Annotated in this window: 12 protein-coding genes; 10 read left to right on the top strand and 2 right to left on the bottom strand. The window is 39.9% G+C overall.

What is annotated here, in order from left to right; genetic code table 11:
- Nucleotides 1-21: 21 nt before the first annotated feature.
- From panB to fbpC, 9 genes are all read left to right on the top strand, one after another.
- Complete coding sequence (gene panB / locus AACV00_RS05060; RefSeq protein ID WP_004252505.1) at nt 22-813, top strand: 3-methyl-2-oxobutanoate hydroxymethyltransferase; 792 nt, start codon at nt 22-24, stop codon at nt 811-813.
- A gap of 43 nt (nt 814-856) precedes the next feature.
- Nucleotides 857-1,708 (top strand): pantoate--beta-alanine ligase, encoded by an 852-nt coding sequence (gene panC / locus AACV00_RS05055; protein WP_004245004.1) that lies wholly within the window; start codon nt 857-859, stop codon nt 1,706-1,708.
- 28 nt (nt 1,709-1,736) lie between these two features.
- On the top strand, nt 1,737-2,117 hold the full coding sequence (gene panD, locus AACV00_RS05050) for an aspartate 1-decarboxylase (RefSeq protein ID WP_004247282.1): 381 nt from the start codon (nt 1,737-1,739) through the stop codon (nt 2,115-2,117).
- 201 nt (nt 2,118-2,318) lie between these two features.
- The gene (locus AACV00_RS05045; protein ID WP_004245006.1) at nt 2,319-2,951 is read left to right on the top strand and encodes a response regulator transcription factor; all 633 of its coding nucleotides are present in this window, start codon (nt 2,319-2,321) and stop codon (nt 2,949-2,951) included.
- A gap of 1 nt (nt 2,952) precedes the next feature.
- The gene (locus AACV00_RS05040) at nt 2,953-4,500 is read left to right on the top strand and encodes an MASE1 domain-containing sensor histidine kinase (protein WP_004245007.1); all 1,548 of its coding nucleotides are present in this window, start codon (nt 2,953-2,955) and stop codon (nt 4,498-4,500) included.
- Between the two features lie 82 nt (nt 4,501-4,582).
- Entirely contained in the window at nt 4,583-5,920 is a 1,338-nt protein-coding gene (gene uhpC, locus AACV00_RS05035; RefSeq protein WP_004247280.1) for an MFS transporter family glucose-6-phosphate receptor UhpC, read from the top strand.
- Nucleotides 5,921-5,922: 2 nt separating this feature from the next.
- Entirely contained in the window at nt 5,923-6,954 is a 1,032-nt protein-coding gene (locus tag AACV00_RS05030; RefSeq protein WP_161679920.1) for an ABC transporter substrate-binding protein, read from the top strand.
- 74 nt (nt 6,955-7,028) lie between these two features.
- The gene (locus tag AACV00_RS05025; protein ID WP_161679922.1) at nt 7,029-9,107 is read left to right on the top strand and encodes an ABC transporter permease; all 2,079 of its coding nucleotides are present in this window, start codon (nt 7,029-7,031) and stop codon (nt 9,105-9,107) included.
- Between the two features lie 15 nt (nt 9,108-9,122).
- Complete coding sequence (fbpC, locus tag AACV00_RS05020) at nt 9,123-10,163, top strand: ferric ABC transporter ATP-binding protein (protein WP_004245012.1); 1,041 nt, start codon at nt 9,123-9,125, stop codon at nt 10,161-10,163.
- Nucleotides 10,164-10,342: 179 nt separating this feature from the next.
- Here fbpC and AACV00_RS05015 read toward each other — a convergent pair whose 3' ends face one another.
- Both AACV00_RS05015 and dsdX read right to left on the bottom strand, forming a co-directional pair.
- Entirely contained in the window at nt 10,343-11,671 is a 1,329-nt protein-coding gene (locus tag AACV00_RS05015; protein WP_202608906.1) for a D-serine ammonia-lyase, read from the bottom strand.
- Between the two features lie 12 nt (nt 11,672-11,683).
- Entirely contained in the window at nt 11,684-13,021 is a 1,338-nt protein-coding gene (gene dsdX / locus AACV00_RS05010) for a D-serine transporter DsdX (RefSeq protein ID WP_004245014.1), read from the bottom strand.
- 221 nt (nt 13,022-13,242) lie between these two features.
- On the opposite strand from dsdX, the gene dsdC reads away from it, so the two are divergent.
- A complete protein-coding gene (gene dsdC, locus AACV00_RS05005) occupies nt 13,243-14,187 on the top strand; it encodes a DNA-binding transcriptional regulator DsdC (protein ID WP_004247275.1) in 945 nt (314 codons plus the stop codon).
- Nucleotides 14,188-14,258 lie beyond the last annotated feature (71 nt).

Below are 14,258 nucleotides of genomic sequence, written 5' to 3'. Positions count from 1 at the left end.
CACGCCATGGAGTTTATTATCATGAAGCCGGTTACGCTATCTACGCTCAATCGCTATAAACAAGAAAAGAAAAAGTTTGCCACTATCACGGCTTATGATGCTAGCTTTGCTCGTCTATTTGCCAATGAAGGTATTCCTGCCATGTTAATTGGTGATTCACTCGGTATGACACTACAAGGTCATGACAGCACATTACCTGTCACCGTTGAGCAAATTGCCTATCATACCCGTTGTGTAAGAGCTGGCGCCCCTAACGCTTTCTTAATTGCTGATATGCCTTTTATGTCTTATTCCACTCCAGAGCAAGCCTGTCTTAACGCAGCTATTTTAATGCAAGCGGGAGCGAATATGGTCAAAATTGAAGGAGGAAGCTGGCTTATTCCTACAGTCAAAATGCTCACTGAACGCGCAGTGCCTGTTTGTATTCACCTAGGCTTAACCCCTCAATCTGTTAATGTGTTTGGTGGCTATAAAGTACAAGGTCGAGAAGAAGCTGCTGCAGAGCAACTTAAGCAAGATGCTATGGCGCTTGAAACCGCAGGAGCACAACTGGCTGTATTAGAATGCGTCCCCGTTTCCGTGGCAAAAACTATTACCGGATCACTCAATATTCCCGTTATCGGCATTGGTGCCGGCAATGTCACTGATGGACAAATTCTTGTGATGCATGATTTATTAGGTCTAACACCTAATGCCCCTAAATTTTCTAAAAATTTCTTACAAGAAGCTGGCTCCTTACCCGAGGCTGTCAGACTGTATGTTCAACAAGTTGAACAAAAACTGTTCCCTCAAGAACAACACTCATTTAACTGATTTATCATTTAAATTCATTAAAATAGTTTAAAGGAGTCACGCTATGCTAATTATTGAAACAACGCTTATCTTACGCCGCGAAATTAAGCGACTAAAACAAGAAGGTAAACGCATTGCATTGGTTCCGACCATGGGCAACCTGCATCAAGGTCACCTAAAACTGATAGAAGAAGCGCGTATTCATGCTGATGTGGTTATCGCCTCTATTTTTGTTAATCCAATGCAATTCGATAGAGAAGCCGATTTAGCAAACTATCCACGAACCCTACAAGAAGATTGCGAGTTACTACGCGATAAACATGTTGATATTGTCTTTGCCCCATCAGCGAAAGAGATGTACCCAAATGGGATGGAAAACCAAACGATTGTTGAGGTTCCAGTACTTTCTTCTGTGTTAGAAGGCGCTAGTCGCCCAGGACATTTCCGCGGTGTAACAACCGTTGTAAGTAAACTATTCAACCTTGTACAGCCTGATGTCGCGCTATTTGGTGAAAAAGATTATCAACAACTGCAGATCATAAAAAAAATGGTCAGTGATTTATGTTTTGATATCAGTATTATTCCAGTCCCTATTGTGCGTGATAAAACAGGATTGGCATTTAGCTCTCGAAATCGTTTGTTATCAGATAATGAAAAACAACAAGCCCCTGTGCTTTATCAAGCTATGCAACAGATAGCCGAGCAATTAAAATCGGGAAACCTTGATGTTAACCAACTATTACAAACTGCCAAAGCAACCCTTGAACAACAAGGCTTTCGTGCTGATGAATGTTTTATTTGTGATGCACAAACACTAGCACCACTTAGCGAAGAGAGCCGATGTGCCGTTATTTTAATGGCAGCTTGGTTAGGTAACACTCGTTTAATCGATAGCCAACAAGTTAGCTTAGTCTAATGAATTATTAAAAATAGGAAACACAACAATGCTACGCACCATGTTACAAGGCAAACTTCATCGCGTAAAAGTCACCCAAGCTGATCTTCACTATGAAGGCTCTTGCGCGATTGATCAGGATTTTATGGATGCCGCTGGTATTCTTGAAAATGAAGCCATTGATATTTATAACGTTGACAATGGTGAACGTTTCTCTACTTATGCCATTTGCGCAGAAAGAGGGTCTGGTATTATTTCTGTCAATGGCGCAGCTGCTCGCCGTGCTGCTGTAGGTGATCGCTTAATTATTTGCTCTTATGTTCAAATTCCAGATAGCGATGCGCGTAGCCATAAGCCCAACATTGCCTATTTTGAAGGTGACAATGAAATGAAACGCATTGCTAAAGCCGTTCCCGTTCAAGTCGCTTAATCTGCCAATTCCCCTTACAAATGGAGGTTCCCTGTTTGTGAGGGGATAATTCTGCCCTGCTAATTGTCTCGATTCAATACGCTAAAAGCGAGAGACAAAGCGCAAAAGCGTGTTTTTGCTCCCTTTTTTCTCGCATAACTTCCTGTAGCTTGTTATAAAACAGATAAATATTACCCTAACAATGCTTAGCCTAATAAAAATATGATAAACGTTGCTCTCATCGATGATCACATTGTTGTGCGTTCAGGGTTTGCACAACTGCTAATGCTAGAGCCGGATATTAATATTGTCGGTGAATACGCAAATGGCCAAGAAGCTTGGCCCTATTTATTAAATGATAATATTGATGTGGCGGTGATGGATCTCTCTATGCCTGGAGAGAGTGGCCTACAATTACAAAGTCGATTAAAACAAAAACGCCCTGATTTTCGGACAATTATTTTAAGTATTTATGATACCCCCGCATTTGTACAAAGCGCTTTAGATTCCGGTGCCCATGGCTATTTAACTAAGCGCTGTGGTCCACAAGAGCTCGTTCAAGCAGTACGTGCTGTGTATCAAGGGGGCTGTTATCTCTGTGCTGATGCCATGAAAGCACTTCGACAGACACCAGAAAAAGAAGATGCTTTACATAGTTTAACCCCTCGCGAAAGAGAGATTTTTAATCTGCTAGTACAAGGTATTAATGTTAAAGCTATCGCCGTACAACTGAATCTCAGTCATAAAACGGTGCATGTTCATCGAGCCAATATACTGGGTAAATTGAACTGTGAAACAACCATTGATTTAGTCCATTTTGCATTAAACAACCAGTTAATCACCGGAACACTCTAACATGCAAAGAGGCGCACGTTTTTTTCTTCAATCTCTCTTTTTATTGTTAACCTACTCTTTACTCTGGTTGTCACTTTGGGTGATCAGTTTTTATCTTAGTCATAATGGTCAACAAGCCGCTCTTTTTTTACCTCAAGGCTTACGGCTAGCATTATTTATTTTACTTTGGCGACGTTTTTGGTTGCCGATGTTATTGGCCGAATGGGGGCTTTATTACTGGCTAACTCAACAGCAATTAATTACCCATGTAACTCTTTATCTCTCACCTTTAATCAGCTTATTGGTCGCACTAGAAGTACAACGGATCTGGTGGCGTTACCCACTTTATTGGCAACGGTTAACCTTACTTATCGCAGCGGTCGGATTTAATAGCCTATTACAAGCCTTTCTACTCAGTTTTTTTCTCACGACGTCCACCAGCGCAATATTTTTGACCTCAATAACAGGTGGTATTTTATTGGCTCCCTTTGTTTTTCTACTTTATGAATATTTACGCGAATTACAAAGTCGAGTATTAATCGCCGAAATCACCCCAGAGCCACCATTGCGTACCTCCTTATTAATGTGGGTATTCCTCTTTTGTCTTATTGGATTAAGTGCACAATTCTTTCTTACCCCAGAAATTGAACGCTTATTAGTTATTCTGGTTTTTATTCCTAATGTTTTTATGGCTTATCGTTATGGTTGGCAAGGGGGGGTATTATCCGCGTTGTTAGGTAGTTTAATGATTACCTTTGCTAGACAAGTAAATGGTGCTTTTGCCGATTTGCATGAATTAGAGATGTTTTTAACAACCCAAGCCTTAATTGGTATTGGTTTAGGTATTGCTATTAGTCGCCAGCAACAACTTGCCAATAATTTACGTCATTATCAGCTACGTTTAGAGCAAGAGTTACAAGCACGCCGAGCGTTGATGGAACAACTAGTACATACCGAAGAAGATGTTAAAAAAGCCATTGCTCGTGAATTACATGATGAAATTGGACAAAATATTACAGCTATTCAAATTCAGTCAATGTTAGTAAAAAGAAGTGCAGATAACGATAAAACACGTCAGTCAGGCGAGCAAATTGAGCGATTAGCCCAACAAATACATCAATCTACCCGACAACTGCTACGCCAACTAAGGCCGCCTATTTTAGAAGAGATGTCATTAGAGAAGGCACTACACCATTTAATTGATGAGTTCTCATTTCATGAAAATGGTATTCACTGTCATTTTCATTATGCTCTTGAAACAGAGCCTGAAAGCGACACCATTATTTTTACACTCTACCGACTAGTGCAAGAACTACTCAATAATATCAGCAAACACGCTAACGCCAGTGAGATCCACATTTCGCTTACTCAACATCAAGCACAATTACGACTGGTTGTTCATGATAATGGTATTGGCATTTTGCCTACACAACCTAATAACGGTTTTGGGCTACGAGGTATTGAAGAGCGGATCTGCGCATTGGGGGGAGAATGGGAAGTAATTAGTCAGCTTGGTACTAAAATAATTGTTAACTTACCCACAAATTCAATAGAAAAGCGTGAAAACTAGGAATTAGTCTTAGTCATCTACAACCTTCTCTCATTCTTTTTAACTGCATTTTTCTTACATTGGCAATATCAGAGAGGATGTTATGTTAGGTAAAAATTCGGCATCAATAAATAAGACCTATGATTTTTGGCGTAAAAATTTAATGTTGTCGATGATCATTGGCTATGCCACGTTTTACCTGACTCGTAAAAGCGTCAATTTTGTGATGCCCGTTATGCAAACGGAACTGCATCTAGATAAAAGTGATATTGGCTGGATAGCCAGCCTGTTTTATCTCACTTATGGTCTATCAAAATTTCTCTCTGGTATTTTCCATGACCAATACGGCTACCGTTGGTTTATGGGCGCAGGTCTGGTAATGACAGGGGTGATGAATATTATTTTTGCCTACTGTTTATCCTTTCCTGCCTTGCTTTTAGTCTGGGCACTTAATGGTTTCTTTCAAGGATGGGGTTGGCCCCCTTGTGCAAGGTTACTCACCCATTGGTATTCACGTAATGAACGCGGTTTCTGGTGGGGATTATGGAATATCTCCATCAATCTTGGCGGGATGAGTATTCCCCTTTTAACCGCTTGGTTGGCAACCCATTTTAGTTGGCAAATAGCCTTAGTTATTCCCGGCCTAATAGGTATTGTTATGGGTTTATGGCTTTGTATGCAACTAAAAGGAACACCAGCAGAAGAAGGGTTACCCACAGTAGGTGTATGGCGGCGCGATATTTTTGAATTACGTCAAGAGCAAGTATCGCCTCCGACCCCTATGTTAACCATTTTGAAAGAAAGCATCTTATTTAACCGAATGATCTGGTTACTAGGTTTTTCTTATATTTTAATTTATCTCATCCGTATGGCGATAAATGATTGGGGAAATATTTGGTTATCAGAAACCCATGGCGCTAACTTGTTAAGTGCTAATGCCATTCTTTCTCTTTTTGAGATGGGTGGATTGTTAGGCGCGTTATGTTCAGGCTGGGGCTCGGATTTATTATTCCGTGGTCAACGAGCACCAATGATATTGCTGTTTTCACTCGGGCTTTTTATCGCAGTAACAGCACTTTGGCTAATGCCAATTCATCATTATGCATTGCTTGCAGCCTGTTTTTTCAGTATCGGTTTTTTTGTGTTTGGACCACAGATGTTAATCGGACTTGCTGCCACAGAATATTGTCATAAAAACGCAGCAGGTACGGTAACAGGCTACTTGGGATTGTATGCCTATTTAGGGGCTGCAATAGCAGGTTGGCCATTAAGTCAGGTCATGGCGCATTATGGTTGGACTGGGATGTTTGTATTATTAACCAGTGCTGCGGCCTTAATGGGACTACTACTAATGCCATTGCTGATCGCTGATGTCAGTAAACGTGAGCATTTAGTTGGCCCACTTTCATTTTCCGATGACGACACATTTAAAAGGTTCTGAACATGAAACTGAAAACTCTCTCTACACTTGTTGCCGCCAGCTTAGCTCTTTCTACGGTAAGTTTATCCACCAGTGCCGCGGGTCGCTTAGTGGTTTATTGCAGTGCCACAAATGCGATGTGTGAAGCTGAAACTAAAGCTTTTGCTGAAAAATATGATGTTAAAACCACTTTTGTTCGTAATGGCTCCGGCAGTACATTAGCGAAAATAGAAGCAGAAAAACGCAATCCACAAGCTGATGTTTGGTATGGCGGAACAATGGATCCTCACTCACAAGCGGGTGAAATGGATCTGCTAGAGCCTTATGTATCCCCCAATCTTGATCAGATCATGCCACAATTTCGTGATCCGGCTAAACGCAAAGGAAACTACTCTTCTGCGGTTTATGTCGGTATTCTAGGTTTTGGTGTCAATAAAGATCGTTTAAAAGAGAAAGGTCTACCTATTCCGACCTGTTGGAAAGATTTAGTCAAACCTGAATACAAAGGTGAAATTCAAATCGCTGATCCACAAAGTTCGGGCACTGCATACACTGCATTAGCAACTTTCGATCAATTGTGGGGAACAGAGCAAGCCTTTGATTATCTGAAAAAACTAAATACCAATATTTCTCAATATACTAAATCAGGTATTGCACCAGCGCGTAACGCCGCCCGTGGTGAGGCCGCGATTGGTATCGGCTTCTTACACGACTATTCACTCGAAGTTGAAAACGGGGCACCACTAGAGCTTATCTCACCTTGTGAGGGCACAGGTTACGAAATTGGCGGTGTCAGTATCATCAAAAATGCCCGTAATATGGATAACGCTAAGTTATTTGTAGATTGGACACTCTCTAAAGAAGCACAAGAAATTAGTTGGAAAGAGGGTAAATCTTACCAAATTCTCACCAATACCACGGCTGAGTCTTCCCCGATGGCTTTGAAATTATCAGACTTAAAACTGATTAACTACGACATGGATAAATATGGCGATAGTGATGTTCGTAAAGAGCTGATAAATAAATGGGTTACCGAAGTAAAAATGGGTAAATAGCCTATCAATAGGGCGAGAGATGCTCTCGCTCTTTTTTTTACATAATAATAATGAGCTTTACTGTCGGGGGATTTATGTCTCACACACTCGCTTTGTCTGAAAAAAAGAGGTGGGATCCCATATTTTTATGGGTCCTGATTGCATGGATGGCATTTATATTAATGCCTTCATGGAGCCTTGATTATGGTCTATTTGATTCTACCGCAGATGAATTACTTACCTCTTATGGCTGGAGTAACTTAAATATCAGTCTGCTCTGGTTTTTACTTCCCAGCATACTATTAATTCGTCCTTTACATCCTGTAGGGCGAGAAAATCGTATTCGTCACTATTTTGATGCAAGTTTTGCCTTTTTCTGCGCCTTTATCACTATTGTTACCGCAACGATGGAAGGTCGTGGTCTGGGTTATTCGGTTATCGTGCTATTTATTTCATTAGGAATGATAGCCAAGCATGCTTTAACACGCTTAGAGTGGTTAGGGGGTGATAGCTTTGTGATTGGCTCATTAATCACAGTTGTCGCCTTAATCTGTGTTTTTATTATCTTTCCAAGTATCGCTATCTTTATTCCGATGTTTCAAGATAGTGCTGGCAATTTTGCCCCCTTTGAATTTATTGCCATTCTCAGCCAAACCCATATTGTTCAGGTGATGATCAATTCAATCTTACTGTCTATCGCAGTTGGTATTGGCTGTACTTTTTTTGGTTTGATCCTCGCCATTTATACATCACGTATTGCAGTAAGATCAGCGATTATTGGTCGAGTATTTTCTATTTTACCTATTGTCACTCCCCCTTTTGTTGTGGGTTTAGGTGTGACCTTGATGATGGGACGTTCGGGTTATATCACTGAATTTTTGGCAACTTATGCAGGTTTAGAAAATACCAACTGGTTATATGGCTTTACGGGAATTTGGCTTGCACAAGTACTTGCCTTTACCCCTATGTCTTTTATGATCTTAGATGGTGCAATTAAAACAATCCATCCGTCATTAGAAGAGGCTTCTTATACCCTTAGAGCTAATCGCTACCAAACATTCTTTCATGTTTTTATGCCGTTACTAAAACCAGCATTAGCCAATGCCTTTTTGATCGTTATAGTGCAATCACTGGCTGATTTTAGTAACCCATTGGTGCTAGGTGGCAACTTTGACGTGATTGCCACTCAAATTTATTTCTATATCACCGGCTCTCAACTTGATTACCAAGCAGCAAGTACGTTAGGTGCTTCACTGTTGGTATTCTCATTATTAGTGTTCTGCATTCAATATATGTGGATTGGCAAACGCTCATATGTCACGGTGTCAGGTAAATCCTATCGTGGTGATGTTCAACCATTACCCACCTCCTTAGTAACCTTTGTCACTAGTGTGCTGGGTATTTGGGTTATCTTTAATATCTTACTCTATGGCAGCATTTTCTACGGCAGTTTTACGGTTAACTGGGGTGTGGATTACACCTTAACCTTTGATAACTTTATTAAATTATTTGGTCAAGGGATGAGCGATGGCGCATGGCCATCATTACTTGATACCTTACTTTATGCGGGTATCGCAGCACCTATTACCGCTATTTTAGGGCTTTTGATCGCCTATATTGTCGTGCGCCAAGATTTTAAAGGTAAAAAGAGTATCGAATTTACGACCATGCTCTGTTTTGCCGTTCCCGGTACTGTTGCGGGGGTCTCTTATATCTTGGCATTTAATGATTCACCGTTTTATTTAACAGGAACGGCAGCCATTGTGATTATCTCAATGACCATGCGTAACGTTCCCGTGGGAATACGAGCGGGTATTGCAGGATTGGGACAAATCGATAAATCGTTGGATGAGGCGTCATTAAGTTTAAGAGCAAATTCCATGCGAACTATTTTGTATGTGCTATTGCCTTTATTACGCCCCGCTATTTTATCCGCTTTAATTTATAGTTTTGTCCGCGCGATAACCACCGTCAGTGCGATTGTATTCTTAGTGACTCCTGAAACTCGCGTTGCTACCGCTTATATTTTAAATCGTGTTGAGGATGGTGAATACGGCGTCGCAATTGCCTATGGCTCGATTTTAATCATCGTGATGTTGGCTATTATTTTCTTATTTGACTATTTGATTGGCGAAGCCCGTGTTTCACGCTCTAAAGCCAAAAATGCACAGTAATACGGAGTATAAATCATGACACAATCACATTTCGTTGAACTGAAAAATATTGTTAAGCGTTTTGGTACAAACACGGTAATTGACACTCTCAGTTTATCTATTCCTCAAGGAAAAATGGTTTCGTTATTGGGGCCATCAGGTTGCGGTAAAACGACAGTACTACGCTTAGTAGCTGGATTAGAAAAACCGACAGAAGGTAAAATTTTTATTGATGGTGAAGATGTTACTGATCGCTCAATCCAACAACGTGATATTTGTATGGTGTTTCAGTCTTACGCCCTGTTCCCTCATATGTCTTTAGGTGACAACATTGGTTATGGCTTAAAAATGTTAGGTCGCCCAAAGGCAGAGATCAAACAGCGAGTGGCAGAGGCTCTAGCGTTGGTAGATTTAGCAGGATTTGAAGATCGTTTTGTCGATCAGATTTCAGGCGGTCAGCAACAACGAGTGGCATTAGCTCGTGCTTTGATCTTAAAACCCAAAGTGCTGTTATTTGATGAGCCATTAAGTAATCTGGATGCTAACTTGCGCCGTAGCATGAGGGAGAAAATTCGTGAATTACAACAACAGTTTAATATCACCTCCCTGTATGTTACCCATGACCAAAGTGAAGCTTTTGCTGTTTCCGATATGGTGTTAGTGATGAATAAAGGCAAAATAATGCAATTAGGTTCACCACAAACTTTATATCGCCAACCGGCCTCTGAGTTTATGGCAAGTTTTATGGGAGATGCCAATCTCTTCCCTGCTACTCTAGGGGCTGATTATGTTGATATTTTTAATTATCGCTTACCTCGCCCCGAGAACTTTAACAGCAACAAAACCGAAATTAGAGTGGGTGTCAGACCTGAAGCTATTACCTTATCTCAACAAGGTGAAGCTTGTCAGCAATGTACAATAATCCATGTCGCCTATATGGGACCACAATATGAGGTGACTGTTGCATGGCAAAATCAAACATTGTTATTACAAGTGAATGCAACCCAACTTCAACCTAATGAAGGTGATAGCTATTATCTACAAATCCATCCTTATGGGATGTTTATCTTAGAATAATGGCTTTTATTTTAGTGAGTGAGGCACCCAATGGGTGCCTCTTTTTTTATCGTTATAAACTACAGCATCTTCCCCTGATGTGACATCCTGGTGTAAATACAGAAGTGATATTACAGATAAGCTTATAATCTTATCCTTTGTTTTATAAGGTTATTATTTGTTTTGTTGTTATATGGTTGCTATTCCCCTTGCGCAAGATATTTTTGCATTTCATCAGTTGGCACCATACTGCCTCCCGTCGCCCATACTAAATGCGTCGCATTGTGCATTTTTTGACTATCAAGTGATAAACCTTGTAGATAATCTTTAGCTTGAGAAACATGAATAGCCCCTGTCATTCCTGCTAAAGCGGAAGGCTCTAACTGGATCCCTTCTTCTTTGTTTAACAAGCTCAATAAGTTATATAACTCTTGATCATCAATGGTGTAATAGCCATCAATCAAACGCTCCATTGCCCGTCCAACAAAGCCAGAGGCTCTACCTACCGCCAAACCATCAGCAGCAGTAATATTGTCGATACCCACTTCTTGAACAGAAATACCATCATGTAACTGGGTATAGACCCCAAGTAACATACAAGGAGAATGAGTTGGCTCAGCAAATAGACAATGTACTGCATCACCAAATGCCAGTTTTAACCCAAAAGCGACACCACCAGGCCCTCCACCTACACCACATGGCAGATAGACAAACAGAGGATGTTCACTATCGACCGGAATATTAAGCGTTTCAAATTGATGTTTTAAACGCAATCCAGCAACGGCATAACCCAAAAATAATGTTTTTGAATTTTCATCATCAATAAAGAAACAACGAGGATTTTTTTCTGCCTCTTTACGTCCTTGTTCTACCGCAATACTGTAATCTTGCTCATATTCCACAACATTAACACCATGAGCGCGTAGCTTGTCTTTTTTCCATTGACGAGCATCCGCAGACATATGAACACTAACGCTAAAGCCCAGTTTTGCACTCATAATGCCAATCGACATTCCTAAGTTACCCGTGGAGCCGACGGCAATACTGTATTGGCTAAAAAATTTGCGGAATTCATCAGAAAATAATTTTTCATAATTATCCTCTGTGGTCAGAAGCCCGGCCTCTATGGCTAATTTTTCAGCGTGAGTGAGTACTTCATAAATCCCCCCGCGCGCTTTAATTGAACCAGAAATAGGTAAGTGGCTATCCTTTTTCAAACGCAATTGTCCCTCAATAAGGGTGTTATAGCGCTTTTCTAGTGCCCCTTTCATTTGAGGGATATCCACAACGGCTGATTCGATGATCCCCTCAGTTGATGCGGTTTCTGGAAAGGCTTTCATTAAATAAGGTGCAAAACGTTGTAATCTTGCCTGTGCATCCATCACATCATTTTGCGTTAAACCTACATAAGGAAGTCCCTGGTCAGTTGAGGTAACATTGGGGTTAAACCAAACCACCTCTTTTAAATCCACTAAATCACGTACTAGTGGATAATCATTTTTTAATTTATTTATATCTATCGTGGTCATCGTCATTCTCTTTTATATGACAAAAGAAAGCATAAAAGTGCCCCCTAATGCCACAAATGAAGCAATAAAGGTCGCGATACTATAAAAACGGAAAGTTTCGCTTAATGTGGCATTACAATACTGTTTTACTAACCAAAATAGGGAGTCTGTGACAATCGTACAGCCAATAGCCCCAGAGCCAATTGCCAATGTAATAATTTCAGGGCTAATATCTGGATACATTGGCATTAATGGTGCAACGATAGCGGTCGCACCCATCATAGCAACCGTTGCTGATCCTACTGCTGCATGCAGAATAATCGCTACTAGCCAAGCTAATAAAATAGGATGCATATCCAAATTAGAGAGGATCACCGCCAATGAATCGCTTAAACCACTCCCTTTTAAAATGCCGTTAAATGCGCCCCCAGCACCAATAATTAACAAAATATTGGCAATAGAGCTAAAACTATCTTCTGTTTTTTTCAATAGGGTACTCATGCCCATATTACGGCGAATACCTAAAATATAGTAAGCAACAAAAGCAGCAATAAACATTGCCGTAATCGGGTTACCAATAAATTGTAATGCAATATAAACCGAAGTGCCTTTTTCCATATTAAGCTCTGCGGCGGTCTTAATCAGCATCAGAACAATAGGTAATAAAACCGTAAATAATGTCGCCCCAAGTGAAGGTAAATCTTTTTCTTGACGAATTTCCATATCAGAAAATGCTTCTGGTACGGTTTTAAAAGGTAAGCGCTCACCCAATACTTTTAAGAAAAGAGGCCCGCCCACTAATGAGGCTAATAATCCAACAGCAAGACCGGCAACGATCACCGTTCCCATATCGGCCCCTAACTCATTAGTGACAAAAAGCGCTGCAGGGTGTGGAGGAACAATACAATGCACGGCCATTAATGCAGTACATAAAGGGATGGCGAGTTTTAATAATGAGGTGTTTGTTTTTTTAGCAATAGAGAATGCTAATGGAATAAGTAGCACTACCCCTACTTCAACAAACAGGGTAATACCACAAATCAGTCCCACCAATACCATAATAACATCCGGTGATAACCAACGGCATTTTTGTAAGGTGATACCGATGCGCTCTGCCGCCCCCGATATTTCCATCATTTTACCGAGAATAGTACCCAAACCAATAATGGCGGCTAAAAATCCCAGCGTTCCCCCAATCCCATTTTCAATTGCACTGACCATTTCTAATGGGTTCATTTTCATTGCCATACCGACAAAAAAACTGGCAAGTAGTAGTGCTAAAAATGGATGAAACTTAAGTTTTATTATAGTAAAAACAATGAGCAAGATACTTATAATCAGAGTACCTAGTACCCATAGTGTCGGTTCCATAGATCAATCCCTAATTTTTATTTATTGTTAAACATATTGAATATTAATCATTCGACACTTACAAATGATGAAAATAGATACTAAGATGAATTCAATTAAGCCAAATAGGTGATCAGATGCACAAATATTTATCATTTAGATTTCATCTTGGCTATCTTTCACCTTAACATTAACTTGATTATTACCTTACGTTACTAATAATAATTAAATGAGAATAAAAAATGTTTGGATCTTCTAACGTGATTTTGAGAAATAAGCGCTTATCCAGTTATCAATTAGCACGACTTCACACTTTTGAAGCAACAGGACGGCATTTATCATTCGCTTTAGCCGCAGAGGAATTGTCCTTGACGCCTAGCGCGATTAGCCATCGTATTAATACACTAGAGAAAGAATTAGGGATAAAGCTATTTAATCGCTTTCATCGGCGTATTGAATTAACCGAAGAAGGTGAACGTATTTATTGGGCATTGAAAAAAACACTTGAAGATATTAATCAAGAGATTTTAGATATCTATAATCAAGAAATATCTGGCGTATTAACGGTGTATTCTCGCCCTTCTATTGCGCAATGTTGGCTTGTACCTCGTATTTCTGATTTTACTCAACGCTATCCTTCTATTGAATTAAACTTACTTACTGGCAATGACGATATTAATTTTCGTGGTTATGGTATCGATCTCGCTATCTATTTCGATGATAAACACCTGAAAAATCTCTATTGTGAAGATTTAATCTCAGAATCAATTATTCCTGTTTGTAGCCCTGAATATGCTGCTCGCCATGAATTAGTAGGTAATATCCATCACCTTGCTAATTGTACTTTGTTACATGATAGACAAGCTTGGAGTAATAACTCTGATTTTGATGAATGGCGCGCTTGGAGTGAATATATGGGATTAGGATTATTTCCAAATAAAAGTAATATTTGTTTTGATCGCTCTGATTTAGCTGTTATTGCTGCCGTTAATCATTCCGGTGTCGCAATGGGGCGTAAACGCTTAATTCAAAAACAACTCGCAAATAATGAATTAATAATCCCTTTTGATAATTGTGAGTTTTTTTGTGCACAACGCTATTATCTGGTTACCCGCGATGAAAAGAGTAACGCTAAAGTACAGCTTTTTATTCAATGGCTGAAAAAACAGATCTTACAAGGGATGTGATCTGACAAAATAACAAAGAGATCGATTTAATCTAAACCGATCTCTTACTCATTAAAATGATGATGATGAAA

Origin of the sequence: Proteus sp. G3927 (assembly GCF_963894685.1) — a bacterium.
Taxonomy (GTDB): Bacteria; Pseudomonadota; Gammaproteobacteria; order Enterobacterales; family Enterobacteriaceae; genus Proteus; species Proteus mirabilis.
The sequence above is the reverse complement of the archived record's forward strand: the minus strand, read 5'-3'. Positions and strand labels throughout refer to the sequence as shown.

Bases quoted from the DNA above. Each gene is read 5' to 3' on its own strand.
- dsdC (WP_004247275.1), top strand. From the start codon at position 13,243: ATGTTTGGATCTTCTAACGTGATTTTGAGAAATAAGCGCTTATCCAGT.
- AACV00_RS05015 (WP_202608906.1), bottom strand. From the start codon at position 11,671: ATGACCACGATAGATATAAATAAATTAAAAAATGATTATCCACTAGTA.
- uhpC (WP_004247280.1), top strand. From the start codon at position 4,583: ATGTTAGGTAAAAATTCGGCATCAATAAATAAGACCTATGATTTTTGG.
- dsdX (WP_004245014.1), bottom strand. From the start codon at position 13,021: ATGGAACCGACACTATGGGTACTAGGTACTCTGATTATAAGTATCTTG.
- panB (WP_004252505.1), top strand. From the start codon at position 22: ATGAAGCCGGTTACGCTATCTACGCTCAATCGCTATAAACAAGAAAAG.
- AACV00_RS05025 (WP_161679922.1), top strand. From the start codon at position 7,029: ATGTCTCACACACTCGCTTTGTCTGAAAAAAAGAGGTGGGATCCCATA.
- AACV00_RS05030 (WP_161679920.1), top strand. From the start codon at position 5,923: ATGAAACTGAAAACTCTCTCTACACTTGTTGCCGCCAGCTTAGCTCTT.
- panC (WP_004245004.1), top strand. From the start codon at position 857: ATGCTAATTATTGAAACAACGCTTATCTTACGCCGCGAAATTAAGCGA.
- AACV00_RS05045 (WP_004245006.1), top strand. From the start codon at position 2,319: ATGATAAACGTTGCTCTCATCGATGATCACATTGTTGTGCGTTCAGGG.
- fbpC (WP_004245012.1), top strand. From the start codon at position 9,123: ATGACACAATCACATTTCGTTGAACTGAAAAATATTGTTAAGCGTTTT.
- AACV00_RS05040 (WP_004245007.1), top strand. From the start codon at position 2,953: ATGCAAAGAGGCGCACGTTTTTTTCTTCAATCTCTCTTTTTATTGTTA.
- panD (WP_004247282.1), top strand. From the start codon at position 1,737: ATGCTACGCACCATGTTACAAGGCAAACTTCATCGCGTAAAAGTCACC.